Below are 25898 nucleotides of genomic sequence, written 5' to 3' on the forward strand. Positions count from 1 at the left end.
TTCGGGATAGCGCGTCGCGGTGTCAGGAACGCAGCCACACCGCGGTGTCCTTCGGCAGTCGGCCCTGGTCGTCCAACGGGCCGCTGCCGAGCAGGAGTTCTGTGTGCGCGGGCAGGTCGGCGGGCGGGTCGGCGAGGTTCACCACGCACGTCGCGCCGTCCGCGCGGCTGAACGCGAGGACGCCCTCCGGTGCGGGCAGCCAGGTGAGGGGGCCGTCGCCGAAGACCGGGCGGAGACGGATCGCCCGGCGGTAGAGGCTGAGCATCGAGGCCGGATCCTGCTCCTGACGGCCGGCGGCGTACGCGGGCCAGTCGGCGGGCTGCGGCAGCCAGGGCTCCCCGCCGAATCCCGCGTGGGGGGCCTCGGCAGCCCACGGCAGCGGCACCCGGCAGCCGTCGCGGCCCGGGTCGGTGCCGCCGGAGCGGAAGTGCATCGGGTCCTCGATGCGGTCGCGCGGGATGTCCGCCTCCGGGAGGCCGAGCTCTTCGCCCTGGTAGACGTAGACCGCGCCGGGCAGGGCCAGGGAGAGCAGGGCGGCGGCGCGGGCGCGGCGGGTGCCGAGTTCGAGGTCGGTGGGGGTGCCGAAGGCCTTGGTGGCGAAGGCGAAGGCGGTGTCCGCGCGGCCGTACCGGGTGACGGTGCGGGTCACGTCGTGGTTGCACAGTACCCAGGTGGCGGGCGCGCCCACCGGGGCGTGCTCGGCGAGCGTCTCGTCGATCGACGTACGGAGGCGGCCGGGGTCCCAGGGGCAGGAGAGGAAGGAGAAGTTGAAGGCGGTGTGGAGTTCGTCGGGGCGCAGATAGCGGGTGAAGCGTTCGGTGTCGGGGAGCCAGACCTCGCCGACGAAGATGCCGCCGTGCTCGTCGGCGATCCGCCGCCAGGAACGGTAGATGTCGTGGAGTTCGTCGCGGTCGACGTAGGGGTGCGGGTCGCGGCCCTCGACGAAGTCCGGGAGACGGGAGTCCTTGACGAGGAGGGCGGCCGAGTCGATACGGACGCCGGCGACCCCACGCTCGAACCAGAAGCGCAGGATGTCCTCGTGCTCCTGACGGACGGCCGGGTGCGCCCAGTTCAGGTCGGGCTGCTCGGGGGCGAACAGATGGAGGTACCAGTCCCCGTCGGGAAGCCGGGTCCAGGCGGGTCCGCCGAACTGGGACCGCCAGTCGTTCGGCGGCAGTTCACCGCGCCCGGCGCGAAAGTGGAACAGTTCCCGTTCCGGGCCGCCCTCGAGCGCCGCCTGGAACCACGGGTGCTGGTCCGAGACATGGTTCGGCACGATGTCGACGATCGTGCGGATGCCCAGCTCGCGGGCCTCGGCGATGAGTTTCTCCGCCTCGGCGAGGGTGCCGAAGGCCGGGTCGACGGCCCGGTAGTCGGCGACGTCGTAGCCGCCGTCCTTCATCGGCGAGGGATACCAGGGGTTGAACCACAGGGCGTCCACGCCCAGTTCGGCGAGGTACGGCAGCCGGGCGCGGACGCCCGCGAGGTCACCGGTGCCGTCGCCGTCGCCGTCCGCGAAGCTGCGGACGTACACCTGGTAGATGACGGCGGAGCGCCACCAGTCGGCCTGCGTGAGGGCATGCGTGGGCTGTCCCACTGTGCCTGCCTTTCCGTGTGAGGGGTGCGGTGTCAGCCCTTCGTGCTGCCCGCGCTGATTCCGGCGATGATGTGCCGCTGGAAGATCAGGAACATGGCGACCATCGGGATGCTGGCGATGACCATCGCGGCGATGAGCACGGTCAGCTGGATGTTCTGCGACAGCTGCACCAGCGCCACGCTGATGGGCTGCTTGCCGGTGTCGGAGAAGACCATCAGCGGCCACAGGAAGTCCTGCCAGACGGCGACCAGCGCGAAGATCGACACGACGCCGAGCACCGGCCGTGACATGGGCAGCACGATCGACCACAGGATGCGCAGCTTTCCGGCGCCGTCGATCTCGGCGGCCTCCAGCACATCGCGCGGGATCTGGTCGAAGAACCGCTTGAGCAGATAGAGGTTGAATGCGTTGGCGACGGCCGGCAGCCAGATGGCGAGGGGGTCGTTGAGCAAGCCCAGGTCGGCGACCGTCAGGTACTTCGGTACGACCAGGGCCTGGGCCGGGACCATGAGCGTGGCGAGGATGCCGCCGAGGATCACCTTGCCGAAGAGGGGCCTGAGTTTCGACAGGGCGTAGGCGGCGGCCGTGCAGAACACCAGCTGGAACAGCCAGGCGCCGGCCGCCTGGACGACCGTGTTCCACAGGTGGGTCGGCAGCTGCATCAGGTCCCAGGCGTCGGTGTAGCCGGTGAGGTGCCACTGCTCGGGCACCAGGGTGGGCGGGGTGCGCGCCACCTCGTCCGGTGACTTCATCGCGCCGGTCACCATCCAGTAGACCGGGAAGAGGAAGGCGAGGACGAAGAGCATGACGACGCCGGTGAAGACGGTCCAGTAGACGGCTCGGCCGCGGGGGCGGGCCAGGGCCGCCGGGGAGACGAGGGTGCGGGTGCTGCTCATGCGTCCTCCCCTTCGGAGCGGGTGAGCCGCAGGTACACGGCGGAGAAGGCGCCGAGGAACAGCAGGAGCAGGACGCTGAGCGCGCAGGCGCCGCCGAAGTCGTTGTAGAGGAAGGCGTACTTGTAGATCAGGTACAGGACGGTGACCGTCGCGTTCTCCGGGCCGCCGCCGGTGATGACGAACGGTTCGGTGAAGACCTGCATCGTGGCGATGATCTGAAGGAGCATCAGCATCAGGATGACGAACCTGGTCTGCGGGATCGTCACGTGCCGGATGCGCTGCAGCAGGTTCGCGCCGTCCAGTTCGGCCGCCTCGTACAGCTCGCCGGGGACGGACTGGAGGGCGGCCAGGTAGATCAGGACGGTGCCGCCCATGTTGGCCCAGGTGGCGACGATGACGAGGGAGACCAGGGCGGTGTCGGCGCCGTTGGACCAGTTCGAGGTGGGCAGGCCGACCAGGCGCAGCACCTCGTTGGCGAGGCCGGTCCCGGGGTCGTAGAACCACTTCCACAGCAGGGCGCTGACCACCGGCGGGATCATCACCGGCAGATAGACCACGACCCTGAAGAACGCCCTCGCATGCCGGAGTTCGTTGAGGACGAGGGCCAGTACGAAGGGGATCGCGAAGCCGATCAGCAGGGCGAGCAGGGTGAAGGTGAAGGTGTTGCGCCAGGCGGCCGTGAACTCCGGGTCGTCGAAGACGCGGGTGAAGTTGTCGGTGCCGACCCATTCGGCCGGTGCACCCGGCGTGTACTTCTGGAAGGCGATCACCACCGCGCGGATCGCCGGGTACCAGGAGAAGAGGGCGAAGCAGACGAGCCCGCCGAGCAGGAAGGCGTACGCGCGGGTCTGATCGGCCAGGCGGCGCCGCCCCCGCTCCCCTGCCGGGAGCGGCGCCTGGACCGGGCGGACCGCGGCCTTCTCGACGGTCCGCCGCTGAGCCGTCTTCGTCATGGTCCGTCAGCTCCGGGCCAGGATGCCGTCGATCTTGCCGGAGGCGTCCTCGAGGAGCTGGTCGATGTCGGCGTCCTCCTTGGTCAGGACGGCGGAGACGACACCGTCGAGGACGGAGTAGATCTGCTGGGCGTTCGGCGGCTCGATCTTCATCTCGAGGTCCTGGTTGCCGTCGAGGAAGGCCTGGTAGTTCTCCACGGGCACATTGGCGTTGGCCTGCTTGACCTGCTGGTCCTTCTCGTCGGCGGCGCCGCTGAACAACCGCGGCTCGGGCAGGCCCACGGGCGCGTCGTTCTTCTTCGCGCGGGCGTAGTCGCCGAGGAATCCGTCGCCGGGGGTGAGGAACATGTGGTCGAGCCACTTGAGGCCGGCCCGGATCTGCTCGGGCGTGGCCTTCTTGTTGAACATGTAACCGTCGCCGCCGACGAGGGTGGCCTCGCCGCCCGGCATCGGGGCGATGGCGATGTCCTCGTAGTCGGCACCCTTCTCCTTGACCAGGATCGGGATGTTGTCGGGGGCGGCGAGGTACATGCCGAGCTTGCCGGAGCCCATCATCTGCTGGACGTCGTTGATGACGAGCAGCTGCTTGCTGCCCATCGACTCGTCCGTCCAGCGCATGTCGTGCAGGGTCTGCAGGACCGCCCGGCCCTCGGGGGTGTCGACGGTGGCCTTCGTGCCGTCGGCGCTGACGACGTCGCCGCCCTGGGAGTACAGCTCGGCGGTGAAGTGCCAGCCGCCCTGGTTCTGGGCGCTGTAGTCGGCGTAGCCGACGGTGCCGTCGCCGAGAGCGGCGATCTTCTGGGCGGCCTCCCGCACCTCGTCCCAGGTGGTGGGCGGCTGGTCGGGGTCGAGGCCGGCCTCCTCGAAGAGTGCGCGGTGGTAGATCAGGCCCATCGAGTAGCCGGTGCGCGGGATGCCGTAGATCTTTCCGTCGACGGTGTAGATGTCGCGCAGCTGCTGCTGGATGGTCTCGTAGCTCTTCAGCTCCTTGACGTACGGGGTGAGATCGGCCGCCTGGTTGATGTCGACGACGTGCCTGGCATCGGTGAAGTACGTGTAGAAGACGTCCTCCATCTGCCCGCCCGCGAGCTTGGCGTCGAACGTCTTCGGGTCCTGGCAGGGGAACGCGTCGTGCGGGACGACGTCGATGTCCGGGTTCTGCTTCTCGAAGGCGGCGATGTCCTCCTCGAAGAACTGCCGGTCGACCTTGGCGCTCTTGGGCGGCATGCAGTTGACCGTGATGCGGGTCTTCCCGCTCGCCGAGTCGTCCTCGTCGCCGGACCCGCAGGCGGTCAGGGCGAGGGACGAACAGGCCAGGAGCGTGAGGAAGGTACGGCGGAACCCGGTGCTACTCATCGGTGACCCCTTTGGGCAGGAGCGGTGGGCGCCGCACACTCAAGCACCGACGACATCGTCACGCAAGATGTCGCGCAGAATCTGAAATTATTGAACAGCCCTGTGGAATGTCCGCGGATCTCAGTCGCGAGGGGCTTGTGCCGTGGACCCCCGCACCACCAGCTCCGGCTCGAACAGCAGTTCCTCGGCTGCCACCGAGCTGCCGCCGATCTGCGCGTTGAGCAGTTCGACGACCGCCCTGCCCATCGACTCGATGGGCTGGCGGACCGTGGTCAGCGGCGGTTCCGTGCAGTTCATCAGCGCGGAGTCGTCGTAGCCGACGACCGAGATCTGCGACGGGACGTCAAGTCCCTTGCGCCGGGCGGCCCGTACCACACCGAGGGCGAGCGGGTCGCTGGCGCAGATGAACCCGGTGACCCCGCGGTCGATCAGCCGGGAGGCCGCCGCGTGACCGCCCTCGATGGAGAAGATGGCCCGCGCCACGCGCTCGTCCGGCAGATCCCCGGCGACAGCGCGCGCGGCGGCCAGCTTGCGCGCCGACGGCATGTGGTCGCCGGGTCCGAGGACCAGCCCGATCCGCTCGTGGCCCAGCGAGGCCAGATGCCGCCAGGCCTGCTCGACGGCGACCGCGTCGTCGCAGGAGACGCCCGGGAAGCCGAGGTGCTCGATGGCCGCGTTGACGAGGACGACCGGGATGTTGCGGTCGGCGAGCAGCCGGTAGTGGTCGTGCGGGGCGTCGGCCTGGGCGTACAGGCCGCCGGCGAAGACGACGCCGGAGACCTGCTGCTGCAGCAGCAGCGCGACATAGTCGGCCTCGGAGACGCCGCCCTTGGTCTGGGTGCACAGCACCGGCGTCAGGCCGAGCTGGGCGAGCGCCCCGCCGATCACCTCGGCGAACGCCGGGAAGATCGGGTTCTGCAGCTCGGGCAGGACCAGGCCGACGAGCCGGGCACGCTCACCGCGCAGCTGGGTGGGCCGCTCGTAGCCGAGGACGTCCAGGGCGGACAGCACCGCCTGCCGGGTGGCTTCGGAGACTCCGGGCTTTCCGTTGAGCACCCGGCTGACCGTGGCCTCGCTGACCCCGACCTTCTTCGCCACTTCCGCAAGTCGTCGCGTCATGCGCGCAAGAATAGCGCAAGAATCGCAAGTGACTTGCGTGAGGTGACGACGGTCAGCCGCCGGGCGCCGCCCACTGACCCCGCACATGACCGAGGTGCCGGGCCATCACCTCGCGGACGGCCGGCTCGTCGCGCGCCAGCAGGGCGTCGAGGAGTTCGAGGTGCTCCTCGGCGGAGGCGAGCAGGCGTCCCGCCGCCACGAGGGCGGTGAGGCCGTACAGCCGGGAGCGCCCCCGCAGGTCGCCGACGACCTCGACGAGGTGGGCGTTGCCCGCGAGGGCGAGCAGGCCCAGGTGGAACCTGGTGTCGGCCTCGACGTAGGCGATGAGGTCCCCGGCCGCGGCGGCGGTGACGATCTCCTGTGCGGCCGGGCGCAGCGCCTCGAGCGAGACCGGGTCCGCGGTCCTGGCCAGGTCCACGACCGTGGGGATCTCGATGAGCCGGCGGATGTGGGTGTACTCGTCGAGCTGTTGCTCGGAGACCGCGGTGACCCGGAAGCCCTTGTTGGGGACGGTGTCGACGAGGCCCTCCTTGGCCAGGTCCAGCAGCGCCTCGCGCACGGGGGTCGCGGAGACGCCGAAGCGGGCGGCCAGTACCGGCGCGGAGTACACCTCGCCGGGGCGCAGTTCCCCGGCGATCAGCGCGGCCCGCAGCGCGTCGGCGACCCGCTCCCGGTAGCTGCTCTTCCTGCCGCCGAGTGCCGGCAGGGCGGGGGCAGCGGCGGACGGGGGGCTGGTGCGCCGGGCGGGCATGGGGGCGTCTCCTTGTGCGGGCAGATGTGTCAGGTGGTGCGGGCGGGGGCGCGGACGGTCTAGAGGACGAAACCGGCCGGGAAGGGGTCGGTGGGGTCGAGCAGGTACTGCGCGGTGCCGGTGATCCAGGCGCGGCCGGTGAAGCTCGGCAGGACGGCGGGGACACCGGCCACCTCGGTCGTGCCGAGCAGCCGTCCGGTGAACCGCGTTCCGATGAAGGACTCGTTCACGAACTCGGTGTGCAGGGGCAGTTCGCCGCGCGCGTGCAACTGTGCCATGCGCGCGCTGGTACCCGTACCGCAGGGCGAGCGGTCGAACCAGCCGGGATGGATCACCATCGCGTGCCGTGAGTGGCGGGCGGTGGCACCGGGGGCGTACAGGTGGACGTGGTGACAGCCGCGGATGGACGGATCCTCGGGGTGCACCGGTTCCGCCTCGGCGTTGACGGCGTCCATGAGGGCGAGGCCGGCCTTGAGGATGTCGTCCTTGCGGAAGCGGTCGAAGGGCAGGCCGAACTGCTCCAGCGGCAGGATGGCGTAGAAGTTGCCGCCGTAGGCGAGGTCGTACGTCACCGTCCGCCCGTCGGCGAGCGTGGCCTTGCGGTCGAGGCCGACGCTGAAGGACGGGACGTTGGTGAGGGTCACCGCCTGCGCGGCGCCGTCCTTCACCGCGACCTCGGCGACGACGAGCCCCGCGGGGGTGTCCAGGCGGATGGTGGTGACCGGCTCGACGACCTCGACCATGCCGGTCTCCACGAGGACGGTGGCCACGCCGATCGTGCCGTGCCCGCACATCGGCAGATAGCCGGAGACCTCGATGTAGACCACGCCCCAGTCGCAGTCCGGGCGCGTCGGCGGCTGGAGGACCGCGCCGCTCATCGCGGAGTGGCCGCGCGGCTCGTTCATCAGCAACTGCTTGATGTCGTCGCGGTGTTCGCGGAAGTACAGCCGGCGCTCGTTCATCGTGGCGCCGGGGATCGTGCCGATCCCGCCGGTGATCACCCGGGTGGGCATGCCCTCGGTGTGCGAGTCGACGGCGTGCAGGACGAGTGTGCTGCGCATGGGACGGGCTCCTTCAGGCGAGCCCGGCCGCCACGGCCTTCTCCGTGGCGGCGCGGACGACGGCTTCCTGCTCGGGCAGCAGCGGGACACGGGGCGGACGGCAGCGGCCGCCGTGGCGGCCCACCACGTCCATGGACAGCTTGATCGCCTGTACGAACTCGACCCTGGAGTCCCAGCGCAGCAGCGGGTGCAGCTGCGCGTAGAGCGACCGGGCCGTCGCGAGGTCCCCGTCGACGGCGGCGCGGTACAGCTCGACGGTCGACCTCGGCAGCGCGTTGGGGTAGCCGGCCACCCAGCCCTTCGCACCTGCGATCGCGAGCTCCAGCAGGACGTCGTCGGCGCCGATCAACAGGTCCAGGTCCGGGGCGAGTTCGGCGATCCGGTAGGCGCGGCGCACATCGCCGGAGAACTCCTTGACGGCGTGGATGTGGCCCTCGCCGTGCAGCCGGGCGAGGAGTTCGGGTACGAGGTCGACCTTGGTGTCGATCGGGTTGTTGTACGCCACGACCGGCAGGCCGGCCTTCGCCACCTCGGCGTAGTGCGCCACGACGGACCGCTCGTCGGCGCGGTAGGCGTTGGGCGGCAGCAGCATCACGGCGGCGCAGCCCGCCTCGCGCGCCTGCTCGGCCCAGCGCCGGGCCTCCGCCGAGCCGTACGCGGCGACCCCGGGCATCACCCGGGCGCCGCCGATCGCGGCCACGGCCGTCTCGACGACCTGGGCGCGTTCCTCGGGCGTGAGCACCTGGTACTCGCCGAGCGAGCCGTTGGGGACGACGCCGTCACAGCCGTTCTCGATCAGCCAGGCGCAGTGCTCGGCGTATGCGTCGTGGTCGACGGACAGGTCGTCGGTCAGCGGGAGCGCGGTGGCGACGAGGACGCCGCGCCAGGGTCGGTTCTCGGTGACGGTCATCTGCGGTGTGGTCCCTCTCCATGCGGTGTGACATGTCGCTGTCGGCAGCTGTGGGGCTCGGTCAGTCGTCGTCCGGTTCGCCCGCGCGCGCCAGGACGCCGAGCGGCACCGGCCGGGCGAACGGCCTGCGCCCCGCGGTCTGAGGGCACCCGGCGAGCCCGGCGACCGCGGGTTCGCACATCCGGCCCTGGCACCAGCCCATCCCGGCCCGCGTCAGCAGCTTCACGGTCCGCAGGTCGCCGGCGCCCAGCTCGCCCACGGCCACGCGGACCGCCTGCGCGGTGACCTCCTCGCACCGGCACACGACGGTGTCGTCGGTGACCTGTTCGGCCCAGTGCGCGGGCGGCGCGTACCCGGTGTCGAGGGCGGCGAAGAACGCCCGCAGACGGGTACGGGACCTCGCCGCCGCGGCCCAGGTGCGCGGGTCGGGTGCGGTGCCGTGCAGGCGGGCGGCGGCGGAGCATCCTGCGATGCGGCCCTCGGCGAGGGCGAGCGCGGAACCGCCGATGCCGGTGGTCTCGCCGGCCGCCCAGACGCCGGGGACGTCGGTGCGCTGTTCGTCGTCGACGTGCACGCCGGCCCCGTCGAGGCGGCAGCCGAGGGTCTCGGCGAGGTCGGTGTGCGGCAGCATGCCGTGGCCGACGGCGAGGGTGTCGCAGGGGATACGGCGTTCACTGCCCGGCCGGATCCGGCCGTCGGCGTCCAGGGCGGCGACGGTGACCGCCGTCAGCCGGTCGGTGCCGTGGGCCTCGACGACGGTGTGCCGGACGAGAGTGCGTACCCGGTGCCGGAGCAACCGGGCCGCGAATCCGGCCCCTTCGGCGACCTTGTCCGGCTGCGCCGCCAGCGCGCGGGCCTGCCGCAGGAACGCCGCGGGGGCGGCGGACTCGACGAGCGCGGCCACCTCGACACCGGCCGCGGCGAGGCCGGTCGCCACCGGGAGCAGCAACGGGCCGGTTCCGGCGACCACGGCGGTGCGTCCGGGCACGGCGAGGGTGCCCTTGAGCATGGCCTGGGCCCCGCCGGCGGTGACGACGCCGGGCAGGGTCCAGCCGGGGAAGGGCAGGACCCTCTCGTATCCGCCGGTGGCGAGGAGGACGGCGTCGGACCGGACGGTGGCGGGTTCCGCCTGCTCGGGGCCGAGCAGCGCGTGCACGGTGCAGTCGCCGGCCGGCCCGCGCTCCACGAACCACACATGATGGTCCGTCAGGTGTGTGACGCGGCCCGCCTCGACGTGCCCGGCGAGGGCGTCCCGCAGCCGCCGCCAGGTCCGCCAGTGGTGGTGCAGGGCCTGCGGGCGGCGGGCGGCGAGCCCGGCGGCGGGCTGCCGGTAGAACTGCCCGCCCGCCTCGGTCGCCGCGTCCACCAGCGTGACCCGGACCCCGCGCGCCGCCGCGGCGACGGTGGCGGCGAGCCCCGCCGGACCCGCGCCGATCACCGCAAGGTGCGGTCGCTCAGTCATCGTGGCCCGTCCCCTCCTGCGTACGGATCGCATCGTCCGGCCGCACCGGCACCAGACAGGCCCGCTGGTTGGGGCGGTCGTTGACGGTCACCAGACAGTCGAAGCAGACGCCGATCCCGCAGAAGATCCCGCGCGGCCGGCCCGCGCCCCGGGTGGCGCGCCACGAGGTGACGCCGGCCGACCAGAGCGCGGCGGCGACCGTCTGGCCGGGCAGTGCCTCGATCGCGCGGCCGTCCAGGGTGACCGTGAAGGCCGGTCCCGGTTGCGCGCGCGCCAGCTCCAGCGGGTTCACGGTCCCTCCTCGGGTGCGGGAAAGCGGTCGGGGCGCAACGGCGTCAGGTCGAGATCGGGGGTCTGCGCGGTGAGCACCTGCGCGATCAGGTGACCGGTGCCGGTGGCGAGCCCGATGCCCGCGCCCTCGTGGCCGCAGGCGTGGTGCAGACCGGGAACCCGGGGGTCGGGGCCGATGGCGGGCAGGTGGTCGGGCAGATACGGGCGGAAGCCGAGGTAGGCGCGCAGGGCGCGGACCCGCTCAAGGAACGGGAACAGCCGGGTCGCGCCCGCCGCCAGGGCCCGGACGACGGGCAGGGAGAAGGTCCGGTCGAAACCGACGCGTTCGCGGCTCGCGCCGATCAGTACCGGCCCGGCGGCGGTGCCCTCCACGACCGGCGAGGTCTGGAGCTGCGCCGAGTCGCTGGCCACGTCGGCCACGTAGTCGGCGGCGTACACCTTGTGACGGACCAGGCGCGGGAGCGGTTCGGTGACGAGGACGAAGCCGCGGCGCGGGAGGACGGGCAGGAACGTGCCCGCGAGCGCGGCGAGTTGCGCGCCCCAGGTGCCGGCCGCGTTGACCACCGCCGGGGCGTGCACATCGCCCCGGTCGGTACGGACTCCGCGGACGGCGCCGTCCGGGGTGCGCAGTACGTCCGTCACGTTCCGGCCGGTGAGGAGGCGGGCGCCGGAGGCCCGCAGCAGCTCGGCGGCGGCCAGGGCGGGCATGACCTGGGAGTCCTGCGGGTAGTGCACGCCGCCCGGAAGGCCCGGGGCGAGATGGGGTTCGAGGTCGTACAGCGTGTCGGCCGCAACCGGCTGCGCTATGACTCCTGCGGCGCGCTGCCCGGCGGCGAAGCGCTCCAGTGCGGTGAGCCCGTCGGGGGTCGACGCCACCACGACGCCGCCCTTGGCCTCGTACTCGACGGACTTTTCGAACTCCTGCGCAAGGTCGGCCCACAACCGGCTCGACAACAGCGCGAGGTCCAGCTCGGGGCCCGGCTCCTTGTCGGAGACGAGGACATTGCCCTCGCCGGCGCCGGTCGTGCCGCCGGCCACCGGACCGCGGTCGACCACGACGACGTCGAGGCCGGCCCGGGCCGCGTACAGGGCGCACGCGGCGCCCACCATTCCGGCCCCGACGACCACGACATCGCAGGTGAGTTGGTTGCCCACAGCAGTAATATGTCACACAGCACAGGTGGGCGGAACACCTCGCGCACGGCGGATGCAGGGAAACCCCGACCGTGGCGCCGCCGGCGACCTGAACGCCGACGGTGCCCGGTCAGGCCTCGGGGGCGGGCACCACGCTGAGGTGGCTCGCCGTGCGGCGGTCGCGCGGCCGGCGGCGCGGGGCGGGAGCCGGCCGGCGCACTTCGCGCAGCACCATGGTCAGCCGGGTGTATCCCATGTCCTGCAGGGTCCTCGGGGTCTCGCCGACGATGCGGCACTCGGTGGCGCCCCAGCGCGGGTCGGGGTGCAGCAACGGGCGGACCGCCCCGTCGTGCTCGACAGCGGCCTCACCGACGGACCGGATCCAGTGCGGCAGGCCCTGCCGGTAGGCGGCCTCCATGATCGGGTCCTGTGCGATCTCCCGGCGGATCGCCTGCAGTCCGTGGTCGTGTCCGTGCCGCTCCACGGCGGCCGCGAAGTGGGCCAGCATCGGCAGGAACCAGCGGGACTCGTGCTCACCGAGGACGGCGGGCGCTTCGGGGTGGAACAGCACGAACCTGAGGAAGTTGTCGCCCGGCATCGCCGTCGGATGCGGACCGATCTCGCGGAAGAGGCTCTGGAACGCGCTGTTGGCCAGGACGACGTCCCAGCAGTGGTCGACGACGACGGACGGAAACGGGACGGCCTCGAGCAACGTGGTGTAGTCCTGGAGGTACGACCGCACCTCGGAACGCTCGGGGACGGACCGCAGCGCGGACCGCTGCCCTCCTGCCTGATGTGCCATCGGGAGGTCACCCCTCTTGCCTATGCGGCCTTCACGCGGCGTCCCGATCCTGCTGCTCCGACGCTTGTGATGTCAACTATCGTGGCATTTCATGCCCGTTGACGGCTGAAATTGGCCACAGTTGTGGCGAGACCTGGATGTGAGTTCGAAGCACCCGCTAATCTCCGGGAAGTTCACGGCAACCACTGACCACAAGCCTGTGAGAGACGTAGGAGACCTGTCGGTGACGGATGGCTACGAGGTTCCGGGCGCCACGGCGACGGCCACGCTGCCGGCCGTGATCGCCCGCGTCACCGCGCTCGCCGGCCGGCTCGGCGTACCGCACGCGGAGGTCTTCGACACGGCCCGGCTGTCCGTGGCCTCCGGTGTCCCCGAGCCCGTCGTCAAGGACCTGCTGAGCGGGCGCCCGGCAGGCGAGCCGGACGTGCAGGCCCGGTTCCTGCAGCGGCTGGACCTGCTGCGCCGCACCCGGCTGAAACCCAACGGGCGCAGGTACACCCAGCAGGAGATCGCCGACGGCGCGGGCATGTCGCGACAGCAGGCCGGCGCCCTGATCAACGGCGACCGGCGGCCGACCATGGAGCACTGCGACGCCATCCAGCGCTTCTTCCGGGTGCACGCCGGATTCCTCACAGCAGAGGATCCGGAGGCGCTGGCGGGCACGCTGCAGCGCACCGAGCAGGAGCTGCTGCAGAAACTCGCCGACCGGGAGCGGGAGGCGGCCGCGGCCGCCGACGACCCGCTGGAGCGGCTGCTGCAGGACCACGGCGTCCGCGGCATCGCCTGGCGGGCCGCCCAACTGCCCACCGACCAGCACCGTGACAAGGTCGCCGAGTGGCTGGACATGCTCCTGGAGAGCGTGCAGCGGCCCGAGTCGTGATCCGGGGGTTACCTGTGGGCATCGGTAGGGAAATGCGCCGGCTGTGCGGCGAGCTGGTAGCGGAGCTCGCGCTGCCCGCGCCGGCCAGGCCCGCCGACCTGTACGCCGCCCTGTGCGACGCGATGAGCAGACGCCGCGGCCGCCCCGTCCACTTCCGTACGGCCGCCTTCCCGCCCGGCACGGCCAGCGGGCTGTGGCTCGACATGGCCGACCAGGACCTCGTGGTCATCGAGGAACGCACCGCGCCCGACCACCAGTTGGTGATCCTCGGGCACGAGCTGTGGCACATGAAGCAGGGGCACTGCAGCCATCACGTCGAGGGCGCCGCGGTCGCGGCCCGTTTACTCGACGACAACGCCGATCTCCAGGCCACGGTCCTGAAGGTCGCCGCCCGCACCCGGTTCGACCTCGCCGACGAGAAGGAGGCGGAGAGCTTCGGGCTGCTGCTCGCCAGCAAGTGCCGTACGTGGCTTGCCGGTTCGGCGCTGCGCGGTCCGGTGCAGCGGGATCATCTCGCCGGGCGGATCGAGGCGTCGCTGGGGTATCTGGGCCCGCAGGGCTGAGGCCGACGCCCCGCCCCACCGCGCCTGTTTTCCAGCGTAGGGCAGCTGTTCTACCGGGGTTCGGACGAGGTTCCGCCTCCGCTGAGCGGGCGAACCGAGGGGCGGCAGAGCCGGATTGTCAGTGGTGGACGGCAAGCTGGAGGGGCGCCACCGGTGAGCGGGGCGTACGTGCCCTCCGGGCGCGTGAGGCCACGACGAGGCGGGGAGAGCCGACCGATGCCCACAGCCGTACTGACCGACCGCGAGCGCATGGCCGTGCAGGCCTACCTTCGGCTGCTGCACACGGTACGAGCGGCGTACGACACCGCGGCCGGCCCACCGGACGCCCGGCTGCCACCCGTCGTCCCGCCCGCCGTCCTCGCCGAGGCGGAGCAGGCGCTGGCAGCCGCGGGCCTGACCGGCAACGAGGAGGAGTTCTTCCGCCTGCTGCAGAGCTGGTGCCCGGAGCCCTGATGGTTCCGGCCGCCGTCAGATGTGCGGCACCGCCACCGCCGTTGCCACCAGACCCCGTTGGACGGTCCAGCGTCCCTCGAAGCCGCCGAGGCGTTCGCCGCCGACGACGGGGCCCGGTACGAGCAGTGCGGCGTGGAAACGGCCGTGCATCCGCCCGTGCGGGTCCAGGACGAGATCGATGTCGGCCTCCGAGAAGTCCAGCCACTTCCGGGTGAGCGGGAACCACGCCTTGTAGACCGACTCCTTGGCGCTGAACAGGAGCCGGTCCCACGGGACCGCGGGGTGCTCCGCGGCCAGGCGGCGCAGCCGGTCCTGCTCGCCCGGCAGGGCGACGGACTCCAGGACGCCCTCCGGGAGCGGTGCGTGGGGTTCGGCGTCGATACCGAGGGAGGCCAGGTCGGTGGCGCGGACCAGGGCGGCGGCGCCGTAGCCGTCGCAGTGGGTCATGCTGCCGATCAGGCCGTCCGGCCAGCGCGGGGCGCCGCGCTCCCCGGGCAGGAGGGCCTGCGGTGGCACGCCGAGCTTCTCCATGGCGCGGCGGGCGCAGCCGCGTACGACGGCGAACTCACGCCGGCGCTTGGCGACGGCCCGCGCGACCACCGCCGCTTCCTCCGGGTACAGCGGCGCCGGCTCGGTCCCGTCGTCGTCGTGCGCCTCGACGGCCACCACGGAGTCGGGCAGCAGCTCCTCGATCACCGGGTCGCTTCCTCTCTCGGCAGGATGCGGCGCAGCCGGCCGGGCGGCTGCGGGCGCTTACGCCATTCGCGCGGGTAGCCCACGGACACCTCTTCGAAGCGGACGCCCTCGTGCCAGGTGGTCCGCGGGATGTGCAGGTGCCCGTAGACCATGGTCTCCACCCGGAACCGGCGATGCCAGTCCGCGGTCAGCCGGGTGCCGCACCACATGGCGAACTCGGGGTACCAGAGGACCTCCGTCGGGTGCCGGTCCAGCGGATAGTGGTTGACCAGGACGGTCGGCAGGTCCTCGGGGAGCTCGGTGAGCCGGCGCTCGCTCTCCGCGACCCGGGCCCGGCACCAGTCCTCACGCGTGGGATAGGGGTCGGGGTGCAGCAGGTACTCGTCGTTGCAGACGATGCCGGTCGAGTGCGCGTACGCCAGGCCCTCGTCCTTGGTCGTACAGCCGGAGGGCAGGAAGCTGTAGTCGTACAGCAGGAACAGCGGCGCCACGGCCACCGGGCCGCCGGGGCCGTCCCAGACCGGGTAGGGGTCCTCGGGTGTCGTCACGCCCAGCTCACGGCACACCTCGACCAGGTGCTCGTAGCGGGCGACTCCGCGCAGGGTGACGGGGTCCGACGGGTGGGTCCACAGTTCGTGGTTGCCGGGCGCCCAGATCACCTTGCGGAAGCGGCCCGCGAGGGTTTCCAGCGCCCAGCGGATGTCGGCCACGGTTTCGGCGACGTCACCGGCCACGAGCAGCCAGTCGTCGTCGGAGCCGGGGCGCATCTTCCTGACCAGGTCGCGGTTCTCGGCGTACCCGATGTGCAGGTCGCTGATGGCCAGCAGCTGCCCGGCACCACTGGCCGTCGATGTCACCTGTCGCTCCCTTACGATCACACGGACGGGACCACGAGAACACAGCCGCGGCTCGTCGGGCAAGGGCGACCCGAGCCTACCGGCGCGGTGGCAGGAACCCGCGCTGCGGGTGCGCACGACCGGAGAATCCGTAACACTCACGTTGCACGCAGCGGGTCCGCGAAGCCGTATGATCGCCCCAACACCACCGCCACGAAACTCCCTTCACGCAGGGGCGGTTCGGTGTCCCTCCAACCACCCCAGGCCGGGCCGGCCTCGCTCCGCCGTGCCCGCGAACCGTGAAAGGCGGCCTGCATGGTCTCTCGCGTACGCGTCTGGCTCAACCGCACGTACGCGGAGAACGTGTTCTTCATGGATCAGCTGCGGAGAAATCCCAGCGACCGGGCCGTCGAGATCCACGCCACGCACGGCGACCCCGACTCGCCCGTACTGGCCGCCGCCGACACGGCCGAGCTGGAGCCGGAGGGCCTGTCCCCGGCCGCGTACGTCGAGTTCGCCCTGGACCAGTGCGCCAGGCGCGGCATCGACGTGTTCGTGCCGCGGCTGCACCAGGCGGCGATCGTGGCGCACCGCGCCGAGTTCGAGGCGGTGGGTACGGCGCTGCTGGCGCCGCCGCCGGAAGCCGTGGCCGTCTTCCAGGACAAGGTGATCGCCTACGAGGCCGTCCAGGCGATCGGCGTGCCCGTGCCGCCGTGGTGGCGAGTGCGCAGCGCCGACGAACTGGTCGCGGCCGTCGAGGAGTTGGAGGCGGCCGGGCACAGGGCGTGCTTCAAGCCGGCGTCCGGGGCGGGCGGGGTGGGCTTCCGTGTGATCACACGCGCCCCTTTCTCGCTTCTGCACCTCAGCGGGTTCCCGAGCCCCTACGTGCCGCTCGACCTGGTGCTCGAGGCGGTGCGGCAGGCCGACGAGCCCGTCGACTGGCTGGTGATGCCGCGGCTGGAGCAGCCGGAGGTGTCCGTGGACTGCCTCACCGGCACGGACAACCGGGTGCGGCTGATCGTCGGGCGGACGAAGAACGGGCGCCGGCGGGGTTTCACGCTGCACGAGCAGTGGCTGGAGCCGGCGCGGCGGCTCGCGGAAGGTTTCGGGCTGCACCATCTGTCCAACATCCAGTTCCGGATGTTCGGCGAGCAGCCGGTGCTGATGGATGTCAACGCGCGTCCGGCGGGTGGGTTGCACCAGCTGTCGCTGTGCGGGGTCAATGCGCCCTGGGCGGCTGTGCGGTTGGCTCTCGGGGATGATCCCGGGGAGATCGTGCCGCCGTTCCTCGGGCAGGACTACACGGTGGTGTCCGCTCCGCGGCCGCTCAGGCCGGTGACGGTTCCGCAGCAAAGGATGGAGGACAGGGAGGCCCTGTTGCCGTCCGTTCCAAAGCCGACGCCGGTTGAGTCTGCGGGGGAGGTACTGCCGCTTTAGGTCGTCTGCCGGGTGCGGGTTGTGTGGGATTGGTCGCGCAGTTCCCCGCCCCCCTGGCCCGTGCCCTCCCGTCGCTAGACCGAGTACCCCCACGCCTTCGCCAGCTCCGCCAGCCGAGGCGGGAGTTCGGTGGAAGGGTCGGCCGGCCTGGCGGGCTGGATGCGGCCCGACTTGATGGTGCTGCTCCAGTCGCCGAGCTGGGGGCGGAACGTGCCGTGGTCCCGGCTGCCGTAGTCGAGCATGCCGCTCTCCCACTCGACACCGAGGTACTCGCACAGGCCGCGCGTCGTCTGCTCCGGCTCGGCGGTGAGCTCCTCGTACGTGATCACGTGCGCGTCGAGGCTCCGGCGCGCCTCCTCCAGCTTCTCGGCGTACCCGAGGACCTCGGCGTGGATGGACCGAAGGTCGGGATCCTGACGGCGCTCGGTGAGGGACGCGATGACCGCGCCCGGGTGACGCAACAGGAGGATGTAGCGAGCGTTGGGCCAACACCGGTGCAGCCGGGGCCAGATGAGGGTGTTCGGCGGCGTCTTGTCGACGATGACGTCCTTACCGCTGCGGGTGAGCTCCAGGTGCAGCACCCGGTCCCACAGCAGGTGCTCCAGCTCGGTCTTGTCGAGTTCCAGCGCCTTCATGGCCTCCGCGCTGAAGCTGCGGGTCAGCTGGACGTGGACGGTGCGCAGATGCATCTCGTGCGGGGCCCGGACCCGGCTGTGACTGTTCAGCAGCACCCGCAGCAGGGTCGAGCCGGAGCGCACCGAGGACAGCACGAACACCGGCGAGTCCACGAGCCGCGGGGCGCGCGGGGCGACGTACGACGACTCACGGGGCGCCCGCGGGGCCGGCACGGCGTTCAGCTGGCGGCGCGGCGGGCTCACCGCCTGGACCATCAGCCGGCCGCGGCGCTTCAGCCCTTTCCCGATCGCGGACATACGCGGGTCTCGCACGGTGCCACCTTTCTCTACTCCTTGCTCCGGCATCCCAGGGGTCACAGGCAAACTCCAGGTGTCCAGGAGGCAACGAGTCCGGTTCACGGCGGCTGCCGGAGCCGCCGTGACCAGGTGATTCACCACTTCCTTAATTCTTCATGGGAACAGCGGCGGCCCCCGGCCTCAGAACCGGCCCGAGCCCCGGTACAGCTCCAGCTCGCCGTCCAGTTCGACCGCGAGCACCGTGGCGTGCGGGTCGAGGTCCGCCGCGGCCGGCGGCTGGATCCAGAGCACGCCCGGTGTTTCGTGCAGACCGCCGATGACCCGGTGGGCCAGTTCGGTTCCGCTGCCGAGCACGGTGACCCGGCGTACGGAGCTCAGCAGTCCGCGTACGCCGATCTCGGCGCGTGGAGCGTCGAAGAGGGTCAGATAGAGCGTGCGGCGGTCCTTCGAGAGGGTGCTCGGGCCGTGGTGATGGCCGGCGGGCAGACCGCGCACGGTCCCGTACACGGCCTCCGCGTGCCGGGCGATCCAGGCGCCGAGGCCCTCGAGCCGTTCGGCGTGCTCGACGGGGATGGTGCCGTCTTCCCGCGGCCCGACGCTGAGCAGCAGATTGCCGCCGCCCCCGATGGTCTCGGTGAAGTAGCGGATCAGCTGGTCGACCGACTTGTGGTTGTGGTCGTGGTGCTGGTGTCCCCAGGAGTCGTTGATGGTCAGACAGAGTTCCCAGGGGCCCTCGGGCGGTACGACGGGTGCGCCCTGTTCGGGGGTCGCGTAGTCGCCCTCGCTGAGCATGCGGGCGTTGAGGACGACGTCCGGCACCTCGGAACGGATGAGCGCGGCGAGTTCCGGGATGCGCCACTGTTCCTCGCTGCGGTCCCACTCGCCGTCGAACCACATCAGGTCGGGCTTGTAGCGGCTGGTGAGTTCGCGGATCTGACCGTCGCGGTAGGCGATGAACCGCTCCCAGGCGGCCAGGTCCTCGAACTCGGCCGCGACCTCGGAGTAGCGGTTGTCCTCCAGTTCCGGCGGGCGGCCCGGCTTGCGCGTGGAGGCGTAGTCGGGGTGGTTCCAGTCGGAGTGCGAGTAGTACAGGCCGACCTTGAGGCCCTGCTCGCGCAGGGCGTCGGCGTAGCCGGCTATCAGGTCGCGGCCCACGTTCAGGTCACCGTGGGCGGTGTCCCACAGGGCGACGCCGTCGTGGTGGCGGCTGGTGAGCACGGCGTACCGGGCGCCGGCGCGGGCGAAGAGCTTCGCCCACTCCCGCGGGTCGTACCGGGAGGCGGTGAAACGGTCGAGCTGGGACATGTACTGGTCGTGCGGCACGATGTCGTCGTAGAACGACCAGGATTCCTGGACGCCCTCGACGGCGTAGATGCCCCAGTGGACGAAGATCCCCAGCTTGGCATCGGTGAACCAGGGTTGTACGGGCACGGGTCAGCTCCTCTTCAGCCGCAGCGTCAGCACCTGGAAGGGCCGCAGCGCGACAAAGACCCCGCCGTCGCCGGTGACGTCCGCGTCGTTGAGCGGGCGTTCCAGGAGGTCGGTGACCTGGGCCCCCGCGAGGGGGAAGCCGGCGCGCAACACGCCCTGGGCCCGGCCGCCGCGGGACTCGTAGAGGCGGACCACGACGTCGCCGGACCGGTCGTCCGCGAGCTTGACCGCCTCGACGGTCACGCCCTCGCCGGCCACCGACACGACCGGCTCCGGCGTGCCCGCCGCGTCGGCGACGCGCAGCGGCAGGTTGAGGGCGTAGCCCTCGGCGATCGCGTCCTCGATGCTCGCGCCGGGCAGCAGTGAGTACGTGAACCGGTGCCGGCCCTGGTCGGCCTCGGGGTCCGGTACGCGCGGGGCGCGGACCAGGCTGAGGCTGACCGTGGTGGTCGTACCTCCGTCCTCGCGGACCGTACGGGACACGTCGTGGCCGTACGTCGAGTCGTTGATCACCGCGACGCCGTAACCGGGTTCACCGATGTGCACCCAGCGGTGGCCGGAGACCTCGAAACGGGCCGCCTCCCAGCTGGTGTTGGTGTGGGTGGGGCGCTGGACGTGTCCGAACTGGATCTCCGCGGAGGAGTGCGGGGCGCGGATGTCGACCGGGAAGCCCGCCTTGAGGATCTTCTCTGCCTCGTGCCAGTCGATCTCGGTCTCGATGTCGATGCGGGGACTGCCGGAGCGCAGGGTGATCGTCTGGGTGATCTTCGAGCCCTTGCCGAACGATCGCTCCACGCGGATCGCGCCGAGCAGGGGGTCCTGTTCCACGATCGTGATCGACTCGGCGTCCAGGAGGTCCGTGTAGCGGTTCTTGTAGTGCTTGTCGATGTCCCAGGCGTCCCAGTAGTTGGGCAGGTCGGCGTGGAGGCGGAGCAGGTTGCCCTGGTCGGCGAGGACTTCGCGGTTCGCGCGCAGGTCGCGGACGGAGGCGAGGGTTCCGTCGTCGGCCAGTTCCACCCGGACGAGGCCGTTGTCGATGACGCGGTCCGTCACCAGCACCATGTCGTGGGTCCGGGCGTTGCCGAGCGGAGCGCTCCCGTTCGCCGGCACGTGCACGACGGTGGGCTCGCCGTCGGCCCTCCGGACCACCTCGTCCCGGTCGAACGGACTGGTGTTGAAGACCCGGGCCTCGCCGGTGCCCAGCGCCGCGACGGCCTCCCGTGTCAGCGCCTCCAGCTCCTGCGCCACCCGCGCATACTCCGCCTCCGCCTCCCGATGCACCCAAGCGATCGACGACCCCGGCAGGATGTCGTGGAACTGGTGCAGCAGCACCGTCTTCCACAGGCGGTCGAGCTGTTCGTACGGGTAGGAGTAGCCCGGCGCGTGCAGCGCGGCCGTCGTCGCCCACAACTCGGCCTCGCGCAGCCGGTGTTCGCTGCGGCGGTTGCCCTGCTTGGTGCGGGCCTGGGTGGTGTAGGTGGCGCGGTGCAGCTCCAGGTAGAGCTCGCCCGCCCACACCGGCGCGTCCGGGTACTCCTCACGGGCGGCGGCGAAGAAGGCGTCCGGGTGCTCGATCCGGACCTTCGCCGAGCCCTCCAGGTCGGCGAGGCGCCGGGCCCGCTCCAGCATCTCGCGGGTGGGGCCGCCGCCGCCGTCGCCGTGGCCGAAGGGCGCCAGGGACGTCGTACCGCGGCCCTTGTCCTGGTAGTTGCGGACGGCGTGGGCCATCTCCTTGCCGGAGAACTCGGCGTTGTAGGTGTCGACGGGCGGGAAGTGGGTGAAGATGCGGGTGCCGTCGATGCCCTCCCACCAGAAGGTGTGGTGGGGGAACTTGTTGGTCTGGTTCCAGGAGATCTTCTGGGTCAGGAACCAGTCGTTGCCGGCGAGCTTGGCGAGCTGCGGGTAGGCCGCGGTGTACCCGAAGGAGTCGGGCAGCCACACGCCCTTGGTCTCGATGCCGAAGTGCTCCATGAAGAAGCGCTTGCCGTGGATCAGCTGCCGGGCCATCGCCTCGCCGCCGGGCAGGTTGCCGTCGGCCTCCACCCACATGCCGCCGACCGGCGCCCAACTGCCGTGGGCGACCGCCTTCTTGATCCGCTCCCACACCTTCGGGTAGTTGTCGCGCACCCACTCGTACTGCTGGGCCTGGGAGCAGGCGAAGACGAACTCCTCGTACTCCTCGGCGAGTGCGGTGACGTTGGAGAAGGTGCGGGAGGTCTTGCGCTTGGTCTCGCGGATCGGCCACAGCCATGCGGAGTCGATGTGCGCGTGGCCGACGGCGGAGAGGGTGTGCGCGCTGGCGTGCGCGGGCTTGGCGAGGACCGGCTGGAGGACGGCGCGGGCGTCGGCCGCCGTGCCCGGGATGTCGTCCAGGTCGAGGGCGTCGAGGGAGCGGTCCAGGGCGTGCGCGATCTCGTGGCGGCGCGGCTCGTGCTCGCCGAGCTCCAGCATCAGCTCGCGCAGCACCTGGACGTCGAGCGAGAGGTGCCAGACCTCCTCGTCGAGGACGGCGAGGTCGGCGCGGCGGAACGTGTAGAGGGGCCTGTCGCCGGCGGTGAGGACGTCGCCGAGCGGGGTCGGGGCGGCGAAGTCATTGGCGAGGATGTCAGGGTTGGAAGCCGCCTCCACCAGATAGTGGATCTCCTCGCCGCCCGCTGCCGAGCGCGCGATCGGCACGTACTGGTTCTGCGGGTTGACCGCCTTCAAGGGCGTCCCGTCGGGCAGGTGGACCAGCGCCTCGGCCTGGTTGCCCGGCCAGTCGCCGACGAAGCCGAGGTCGATGACCGCCTCGACGCGCCGGCCGGCCCAGTCGGCGGGCACCTGGCCTTGCATACGGAACCAGGTGGTGCCCCAGGGCGGGCCCCATGGGGTGTCCATCGCGAAGGGCTCGTACGTGGCCGCGGCGGCGTCCTCGAACGGGACCGGCTCCCCCGGCGCCTGCCAGGCCGCCACCTGAAGGGGGACGGTGGCCGCGTACACCGCGGGCTTGATGCGCTGGTTGTGGACGCGTTCGACGCGCTCCTCGATCCGGCGGCGTTCGTCGTGCATGGGACAGCTCTCCTCAGGGCTCTACTTGAGGTACGAGAGGCCGGGGTGGACGGCCGTGTAGCCGTCGACGAGCCGCCGGGCCACGTTGACCGAGTCGACAAGCGGGTGCAGGGCGAAGGCCTTCACGGCCGTCGTACGGGAGCCGGAGTCGGCGGTGGCGAGCACCTCGCGCTCGACCGCCTTCACCGCGCAGACCAGGCCGGTGGCGTGGTCGGGCAGCGGATCGACGGCGACCGGGTGCGCACCGTTCGCGTCGACCAGGCACGGGACCTCGATCACCGCCTCGGAGTCCAGCACCGAGAGCGTGCTGCGGTTGCGGACGTTGAGGATCAGAGTGGTGCGTTCGTCGCGGGCGATGGCCCGCATCAACGCCAGCGCCACCTTCTCGTAGCCGCCGGACAGGTCGTCGGCGTCGCGCTCACCGGCGCCGGCGGTCTCGCGGTTCTCGGCCATGTAGGTGGCCTCGCGCTCGGCGCGGGTGGCGTCCCAGGCCTTCAGCGCCGAGGCGTCCGGGTTCCTCATCTCGGCGTAGAAGCGGGCCTGTTGGTCGCGCAGGAAGGCACCGCGGGTCTGCTCGGCCTCCTGGTAGGCGCGTACGGCTTCCCGGTTGAAGTAGTAGTAGTGCAGGTACTCGTTGGGGATCGCGCCCAGCGACCGCAGCCAGTCGGCGCCGAAGAGCTTGCCCTCCTCGAAGGAGCCGAGCAGGCCGGGGTCGGCGAGCAGCCGCGGGAGTTCGTCGCGGCCCGCGACGCGCAGGCCGCGCACCCAGCCGAGGTGGTTCAGGCCGACGTAGTCGATCCATGCCTCGGCCGGGTTCTGCACGCCGAGCACACGGGCGATACGGCGGCCGAGTCCGACCGGCGAGTCGCAGATGCCGATGACGCGGTCGCCGAGGTGGCGGGACATGGCCTCGGTGACGAGGCCGGCCGGGTTGGTGAAGTTGATGACCCAGGCGTCGGGCGCCAGGCGGGCCACGCGTCGGGCGATGTCGACGGCGACGGGCACGGTCCGCAGGCCGTAGGCGATACCGCCCGCGCCGACCGTCTCCTGGCCGAGGACGCCCTCCGCGAGCGCCACCCGCTCGTCGTTCGCCCGTCCCTCCAGCCCGCCGACGCGGATGGCGGAGAAGACGAAGGCGGCACCGCGCAGGGCCTCGTCGAGGTCCGTCGTGGCGGTCACCTCGGGCGCGTCGGGCACGTCGGCCGCCTGCTCGGCGAGGACCCGGGTCACCGCGGAGAGCCGCTGGGCGTCCAGGTCGTGCAGCACGACCTGGGTGACCCGGCCCTCGGCGTGGTCCCCGAGGAGCGCCCCGTACACGAGCGGCACCCGGAACCCGCCGCCGCCCAGAATCGTCAGCTTCACGCCTGCACCCTTCCCACCACGATGACCTCGACGCCCGCTTCCCGCAGCGCGGTCCGGGTCGCCGGCTCCACGGCCGCGTCCGTCACCACCACGTCCAGCTCCTCGGGGCCGCAGACCTTTGCCATACCCGTACCCGGGAACTTCGCCGAGTCGGCGAGCAGCACGACCCGGTCACTGGCCTTGATCATGGCCCGCTTGACCGGCACCTCGACGACCGTCGTGTCCATCACCTGCCCGCCGGGCCGCACTCCACTGGTGCCGAGGAAGAGCCAGTCGGCGTGCAGCTGGCGCAGGTTGTCCTCGGTGAGGAAGCCGACCAGGGAGCGGTACTCGCGGCGGACCATGCCGCCGAGCAGCACCAGCTCGATGCCCTCGTCGTCGGCGAGTTCCTCGTACACCACCAGGTTGCTGGTGATGACGGTGAGCCGGCGGCCGTGCAGCTGCCGGGCCAGCCGGTAGGCGGTGGTGCCGATGTCGAGCAGCACCGACTGACCGTCCTCGATCATCGCCGCCGCCCGCGCGGCTATGGCGTCCTTCTGGGGCACGCGCACCTCGGCGACCTCGGCGAAGGGCTGGTCGCCCTCTTCGACGACGGCGCCGCCGTGCACCCGGGTGAGCAGCCCGTCCTCCTCGAGTTTGAGCAGGTCACGCCGGATCGTGGCGGGGCTCACCCCCAGCTGCTCGGAGAGATCGGTCACGGCCGCGGGGCCGCCCGAGCGCAGGGCCCGCAGGATGAGTTGGTGTCGTCGTTCTGCCAGCACGCCGTGAACACTACTCGTCATCTTCAATCATTTCTATGCTCACTTCTGCTCGGGTATTGACCAAACTCCCGGAGCAGCGCACGATTCCGGTCACTGAAATGAAGAGTTTTGACGGAGAGGATGTCCGCGTGGACGACGACCGGCCCGATGTGCTGCTGACCGGGCTGCTCTTCTACGACCTCGTCCTCACGGGTCTGGGCAGGCCCCCGACGCCGGGCGAGGAGATCTGGACGGCCGGCATGGGCAGCAGTCCCGGCGGCATCGCCAACCTCGCGGTCGCCGCATCGCGGTTCGGCCTGAAGACGTCCCTGGCGACGGTCTTCGGCGACGACTTCTACGGCACGTACTGCCGGGACGTCCTCGCCGGCCAGGAGGGCGTCGACCTCTCCCTCTCCCGCACGGCGGACGGCTGGCACACCCCGGTCACCGTCTCGATCGCGCACGGCTCCGACCGGGCCCTCGTCACCCACGGCCAGGAGCCCCCGTACTCGCAGGACGCGCTCATGGGTGACCCGCCCGAGGCGCGCACCGCCCTCGTGCACATCGAGGCCGAACCCCACGCGTGGCTCGCCAAGGCGGCCGCGAACGGCACGCAGATCTACGCCGACGTCGGCTGGGACCCCACCCAGCAGTGGTCCACCGGCCTGCTCGACCAACTCTCCCTGTGCCATGCGTTCCTGCCCAACGAGGTCGAGGCGATGGCGTACACCCGCACCGACAGCGCGGTCGCGGCGCTCGCCGCACTCAGCGAGCTGGTGCCGGTGGCCGTGGTCACCCGCGGCGGCGAGGGCGCGGTCGCCGTCGACCAGACCACCGGCGAGTACGCGGACGTCCCCGCCCTCGACCTCGACGTGCTGGACGCGACGGGCGCCGGGGACGTCTTCGGCGCGAGCTTCGTAGCGGCCTCGCTGGGCGGCTGGCCGCTGGCGGAACGGCTGCGGTTCGCGGTACTGGCGGCCGGGCTGTCCGTCCGGCACCACGGCGGGGCGCTGGCCGCACCCGGCTGGTACGGCATCGACCGGTGGTGGCGCACGCTGACGGACCCCGAGCTCAAGCGCGCGTACGGCTTCCTCGACGACCGCATCCCGGCGGATCCGGGCCCGCCCGTCCACCACGCCCCCGTCACACCCCCGAACGGCATCCCCGACTGACCACTCGCATACGTCA

Annotated in this window: 24 protein-coding genes; 5 read left to right on the forward strand and 19 right to left on the reverse strand. The window is 71.5% G+C overall.

Annotation, left to right across the window (positions count from 1 at the left end):
• Positions 1-22: 22 nt before the first annotated feature.
• From ACFV7R_RS02615 to ACFV7R_RS02670, 12 genes are all read right to left on the reverse strand, one after another.
• Positions 23-1597 carry a glycoside hydrolase family 13 protein gene (locus tag ACFV7R_RS02615; RefSeq protein WP_385259035.1) on the reverse strand — a complete coding sequence of 525 codons (1575 nt, stop codon included), beginning with the start codon at positions 1595-1597 and terminating at the stop codon, positions 23-25.
• A 32-nt stretch (positions 1598-1629) separates the two neighbouring features.
• Positions 1630-2493 (reverse strand): carbohydrate ABC transporter permease, encoded by an 864-nt coding sequence (locus ACFV7R_RS02620; RefSeq protein WP_385259037.1) that lies wholly within the window; start codon positions 2491-2493, stop codon positions 1630-1632.
• Complete coding sequence (locus ACFV7R_RS02625) at positions 2490-3446, reverse strand: carbohydrate ABC transporter permease (protein ID WP_385259040.1); 957 nt, start codon at positions 3444-3446, stop codon at positions 2490-2492. Before ACFV7R_RS02625 ends, ACFV7R_RS02620 begins: the two co-directional genes overlap by 4 nt.
• A 6-nt stretch (positions 3447-3452) precedes the next feature.
• On the reverse strand, positions 3453-4802 hold the full coding sequence (locus tag ACFV7R_RS02630) for an ABC transporter substrate-binding protein (RefSeq protein ID WP_385259042.1): 1350 nt from the start codon (positions 4800-4802) through the stop codon (positions 3453-3455).
• A gap of 120 nt (positions 4803-4922) precedes the next feature.
• The gene (locus tag ACFV7R_RS02635; RefSeq protein ID WP_206307160.1) at positions 4923-5921 is read right to left on the reverse strand and encodes a LacI family DNA-binding transcriptional regulator; all 999 of its coding nucleotides are present in this window, start codon (positions 5919-5921) and stop codon (positions 4923-4925) included.
• A 52-nt stretch (positions 5922-5973) separates the two neighbouring features.
• Positions 5974-6672 (reverse strand): GntR family transcriptional regulator, encoded by a 699-nt coding sequence (locus ACFV7R_RS02640; protein ID WP_385259045.1) that lies wholly within the window; start codon positions 6670-6672, stop codon positions 5974-5976.
• 59 nt (positions 6673-6731) lie between these two features.
• A complete protein-coding gene (locus ACFV7R_RS02645) occupies positions 6732-7733 on the reverse strand; it encodes a proline racemase family protein (RefSeq protein WP_385259048.1) in 1002 nt (333 codons plus the stop codon).
• Positions 7734-7746: 13 nt separating this feature from the next.
• A complete protein-coding gene (locus ACFV7R_RS02650; protein ID WP_385259050.1) occupies positions 7747-8643 on the reverse strand; it encodes a dihydrodipicolinate synthase family protein in 897 nt (298 codons plus the stop codon).
• A 61-nt stretch (positions 8644-8704) separates the two neighbouring features.
• Positions 8705-10105, reverse strand: coding sequence for an NAD(P)/FAD-dependent oxidoreductase (locus tag ACFV7R_RS02655; protein ID WP_385259052.1), 1401 nt, complete (start codon positions 10103-10105; stop codon positions 8705-8707).
• Positions 10098-10397, reverse strand: coding sequence for a (2Fe-2S)-binding protein (locus ACFV7R_RS02660; protein WP_385259053.1), 300 nt, complete (start codon positions 10395-10397; stop codon positions 10098-10100). The genes ACFV7R_RS02655 and ACFV7R_RS02660 overlap by 8 nt, the downstream gene beginning before the upstream one ends.
• The gene (locus ACFV7R_RS02665; RefSeq protein WP_385259055.1) at positions 10394-11551 is read right to left on the reverse strand and encodes an NAD(P)/FAD-dependent oxidoreductase; all 1158 of its coding nucleotides are present in this window, start codon (positions 11549-11551) and stop codon (positions 10394-10396) included. Before ACFV7R_RS02665 ends, ACFV7R_RS02660 begins: the two co-directional genes overlap by 4 nt.
• Positions 11552-11660: 109 nt before the next feature.
• Positions 11661-12332 carry a hypothetical protein gene (locus tag ACFV7R_RS02670; RefSeq protein ID WP_385259057.1) on the reverse strand — a complete coding sequence of 224 codons (672 nt, stop codon included), beginning with the start codon at positions 12330-12332 and terminating at the stop codon, positions 11661-11663.
• Between the two features lie 223 nt (positions 12333-12555).
• Between ACFV7R_RS02670 and ACFV7R_RS02675 the strand changes: the two genes are divergently transcribed.
• The 3 genes from ACFV7R_RS02675 to ACFV7R_RS02685 all read left to right on the forward strand — a co-directional run bounded on the left by ACFV7R_RS02675 (position 12556) and on the right by ACFV7R_RS02685 (position 14228).
• Complete coding sequence (locus ACFV7R_RS02675) at positions 12556-13212, forward strand: helix-turn-helix transcriptional regulator (protein ID WP_224738132.1); 657 nt, start codon at positions 12556-12558, stop codon at positions 13210-13212.
• A 32-nt stretch (positions 13213-13244) separates the two neighbouring features.
• Positions 13245-13775 (forward strand): toxin-antitoxin system, toxin component, encoded by a 531-nt coding sequence (locus ACFV7R_RS02680; protein WP_385259059.1) that lies wholly within the window; start codon positions 13245-13247, stop codon positions 13773-13775.
• A gap of 216 nt (positions 13776-13991) precedes the next feature.
• Entirely contained in the window at positions 13992-14228 is a 237-nt protein-coding gene (locus ACFV7R_RS02685) for a hypothetical protein (protein WP_385259062.1), read from the forward strand.
• A 15-nt stretch (positions 14229-14243) separates the two neighbouring features.
• Here the strand turns inward: ACFV7R_RS02685 and ACFV7R_RS02690 are convergent, their stop codons facing one another.
• Both ACFV7R_RS02690 and ACFV7R_RS02695 read right to left on the reverse strand, forming a co-directional pair.
• Positions 14244-14924: a 4'-phosphopantetheinyl transferase gene (locus ACFV7R_RS02690; protein ID WP_385259064.1), complete on the reverse strand. Its 681-nt coding sequence runs from the start codon at positions 14922-14924 to the stop codon at positions 14244-14246.
• The gene (locus tag ACFV7R_RS02695; protein ID WP_385259067.1) at positions 14921-15781 is read right to left on the reverse strand and encodes a metallophosphoesterase family protein; all 861 of its coding nucleotides are present in this window, start codon (positions 15779-15781) and stop codon (positions 14921-14923) included. The genes ACFV7R_RS02690 and ACFV7R_RS02695 overlap by 4 nt, the downstream gene beginning before the upstream one ends.
• 294 nt (positions 15782-16075) lie before the next feature.
• On the opposite strand from ACFV7R_RS02695, the gene ACFV7R_RS02700 reads away from it, so the two are divergent.
• Positions 16076-17197, forward strand: coding sequence for an ATP-grasp domain-containing protein (locus ACFV7R_RS02700; protein WP_385259069.1), 1122 nt, complete (start codon positions 16076-16078; stop codon positions 17195-17197).
• A gap of 74 nt (positions 17198-17271) precedes the next feature.
• On the opposite strand, the gene ACFV7R_RS02705 is transcribed toward ACFV7R_RS02700, so the two are convergent.
• The 5 genes from ACFV7R_RS02705 to ACFV7R_RS02725 all read right to left on the reverse strand — a co-directional run bounded on the left by ACFV7R_RS02705 (position 17272) and on the right by ACFV7R_RS02725 (position 24731).
• The gene (locus ACFV7R_RS02705; protein WP_385259071.1) at positions 17272-18144 is read right to left on the reverse strand and encodes a sulfotransferase family protein; all 873 of its coding nucleotides are present in this window, start codon (positions 18142-18144) and stop codon (positions 17272-17274) included.
• Between the two features lie 165 nt (positions 18145-18309).
• Positions 18310-19560 (reverse strand): alpha-L-fucosidase, encoded by a 1251-nt coding sequence (locus ACFV7R_RS02710; RefSeq protein WP_385259073.1) that lies wholly within the window; start codon positions 19558-19560, stop codon positions 18310-18312.
• Positions 19561-19563: 3 nt separating this feature from the next.
• Entirely contained in the window at positions 19564-22608 is a 3045-nt protein-coding gene (locus ACFV7R_RS02715) for an alpha-mannosidase (RefSeq protein ID WP_385259075.1), read from the reverse strand.
• A gap of 21 nt (positions 22609-22629) precedes the next feature.
• Positions 22630-23970: a 6-phospho-beta-glucosidase gene (locus ACFV7R_RS02720; RefSeq protein ID WP_385259078.1), complete on the reverse strand. Its 1341-nt coding sequence runs from the start codon at positions 23968-23970 to the stop codon at positions 22630-22632.
• On the reverse strand, positions 23967-24731 hold the full coding sequence (locus ACFV7R_RS02725) for a DeoR/GlpR family DNA-binding transcription regulator (RefSeq protein ID WP_385259727.1): 765 nt from the start codon (positions 24729-24731) through the stop codon (positions 23967-23969). The genes ACFV7R_RS02720 and ACFV7R_RS02725 overlap by 4 nt, the downstream gene beginning before the upstream one ends.
• Before the next feature lie 128 nt (positions 24732-24859).
• Between ACFV7R_RS02725 and ACFV7R_RS02730 the strand changes: the two genes are divergently transcribed.
• Positions 24860-25882: a carbohydrate kinase family protein gene (locus ACFV7R_RS02730; protein WP_385259080.1), complete on the forward strand. Its 1023-nt coding sequence runs from the start codon at positions 24860-24862 to the stop codon at positions 25880-25882.
• Positions 25883-25898: the final 16 nt, after the last annotated feature.

The sequence above is a fragment of the Streptomyces sp. NPDC059866 genome, from assembly GCF_042731325.1.
In the GTDB taxonomy this organism is placed as follows: domain Bacteria; phylum Actinomycetota; class Actinomycetes; order Streptomycetales; family Streptomycetaceae; genus Streptomyces; species Streptomyces flavusporus.

Excerpts from the sequence above, each read along its gene's own strand:
- ACFV7R_RS02620 (WP_385259037.1), bottom strand. The coding sequence starts at position 2,493 with ATGAGCAGCACCCGCACCCTCGTCTCCCCGGCGGCCCTGGCCCGCCCC.
- ACFV7R_RS02625 (WP_385259040.1), bottom strand. The coding sequence starts at position 3,446 with ATGACGAAGACGGCTCAGCGGCGGACCGTCGAGAAGGCCGCGGTCCGC.
- ACFV7R_RS02630 (WP_385259042.1), bottom strand. The coding sequence starts at position 4,802 with ATGAGTAGCACCGGGTTCCGCCGTACCTTCCTCACGCTCCTGGCCTGT.
- ACFV7R_RS02635 (WP_206307160.1), bottom strand. The coding sequence starts at position 5,921 with ATGACGCGACGACTTGCGGAAGTGGCGAAGAAGGTCGGGGTCAGCGAG.
- ACFV7R_RS02640 (WP_385259045.1), bottom strand. The coding sequence starts at position 6,672 with ATGCCCGCCCGGCGCACCAGCCCCCCGTCCGCCGCTGCCCCCGCCCTG.
- ACFV7R_RS02645 (WP_385259048.1), bottom strand. The coding sequence starts at position 7,733 with ATGCGCAGCACACTCGTCCTGCACGCCGTCGACTCGCACACCGAGGGC.
- ACFV7R_RS02650 (WP_385259050.1), bottom strand. The coding sequence starts at position 8,643 with ATGACCGTCACCGAGAACCGACCCTGGCGCGGCGTCCTCGTCGCCACC.
- ACFV7R_RS02655 (WP_385259052.1), bottom strand. The coding sequence starts at position 10,105 with ATGACTGAGCGACCGCACCTTGCGGTGATCGGCGCGGGTCCGGCGGGG.
- ACFV7R_RS02670 (WP_385259057.1), bottom strand. The coding sequence starts at position 12,332 with ATGGCACATCAGGCAGGAGGGCAGCGGTCCGCGCTGCGGTCCGTCCCC.
- ACFV7R_RS02680 (WP_385259059.1), top strand. The coding sequence starts at position 13,245 with ATGCGCCGGCTGTGCGGCGAGCTGGTAGCGGAGCTCGCGCTGCCCGCG.
- ACFV7R_RS02685 (WP_385259062.1), top strand. The coding sequence starts at position 13,992 with ATGCCCACAGCCGTACTGACCGACCGCGAGCGCATGGCCGTGCAGGCC.
- ACFV7R_RS02700 (WP_385259069.1), top strand. The coding sequence starts at position 16,076 with ATGGTCTCTCGCGTACGCGTCTGGCTCAACCGCACGTACGCGGAGAAC.
- ACFV7R_RS02715 (WP_385259075.1), bottom strand. The coding sequence starts at position 22,608 with ATGCACGACGAACGCCGCCGGATCGAGGAGCGCGTCGAACGCGTCCAC.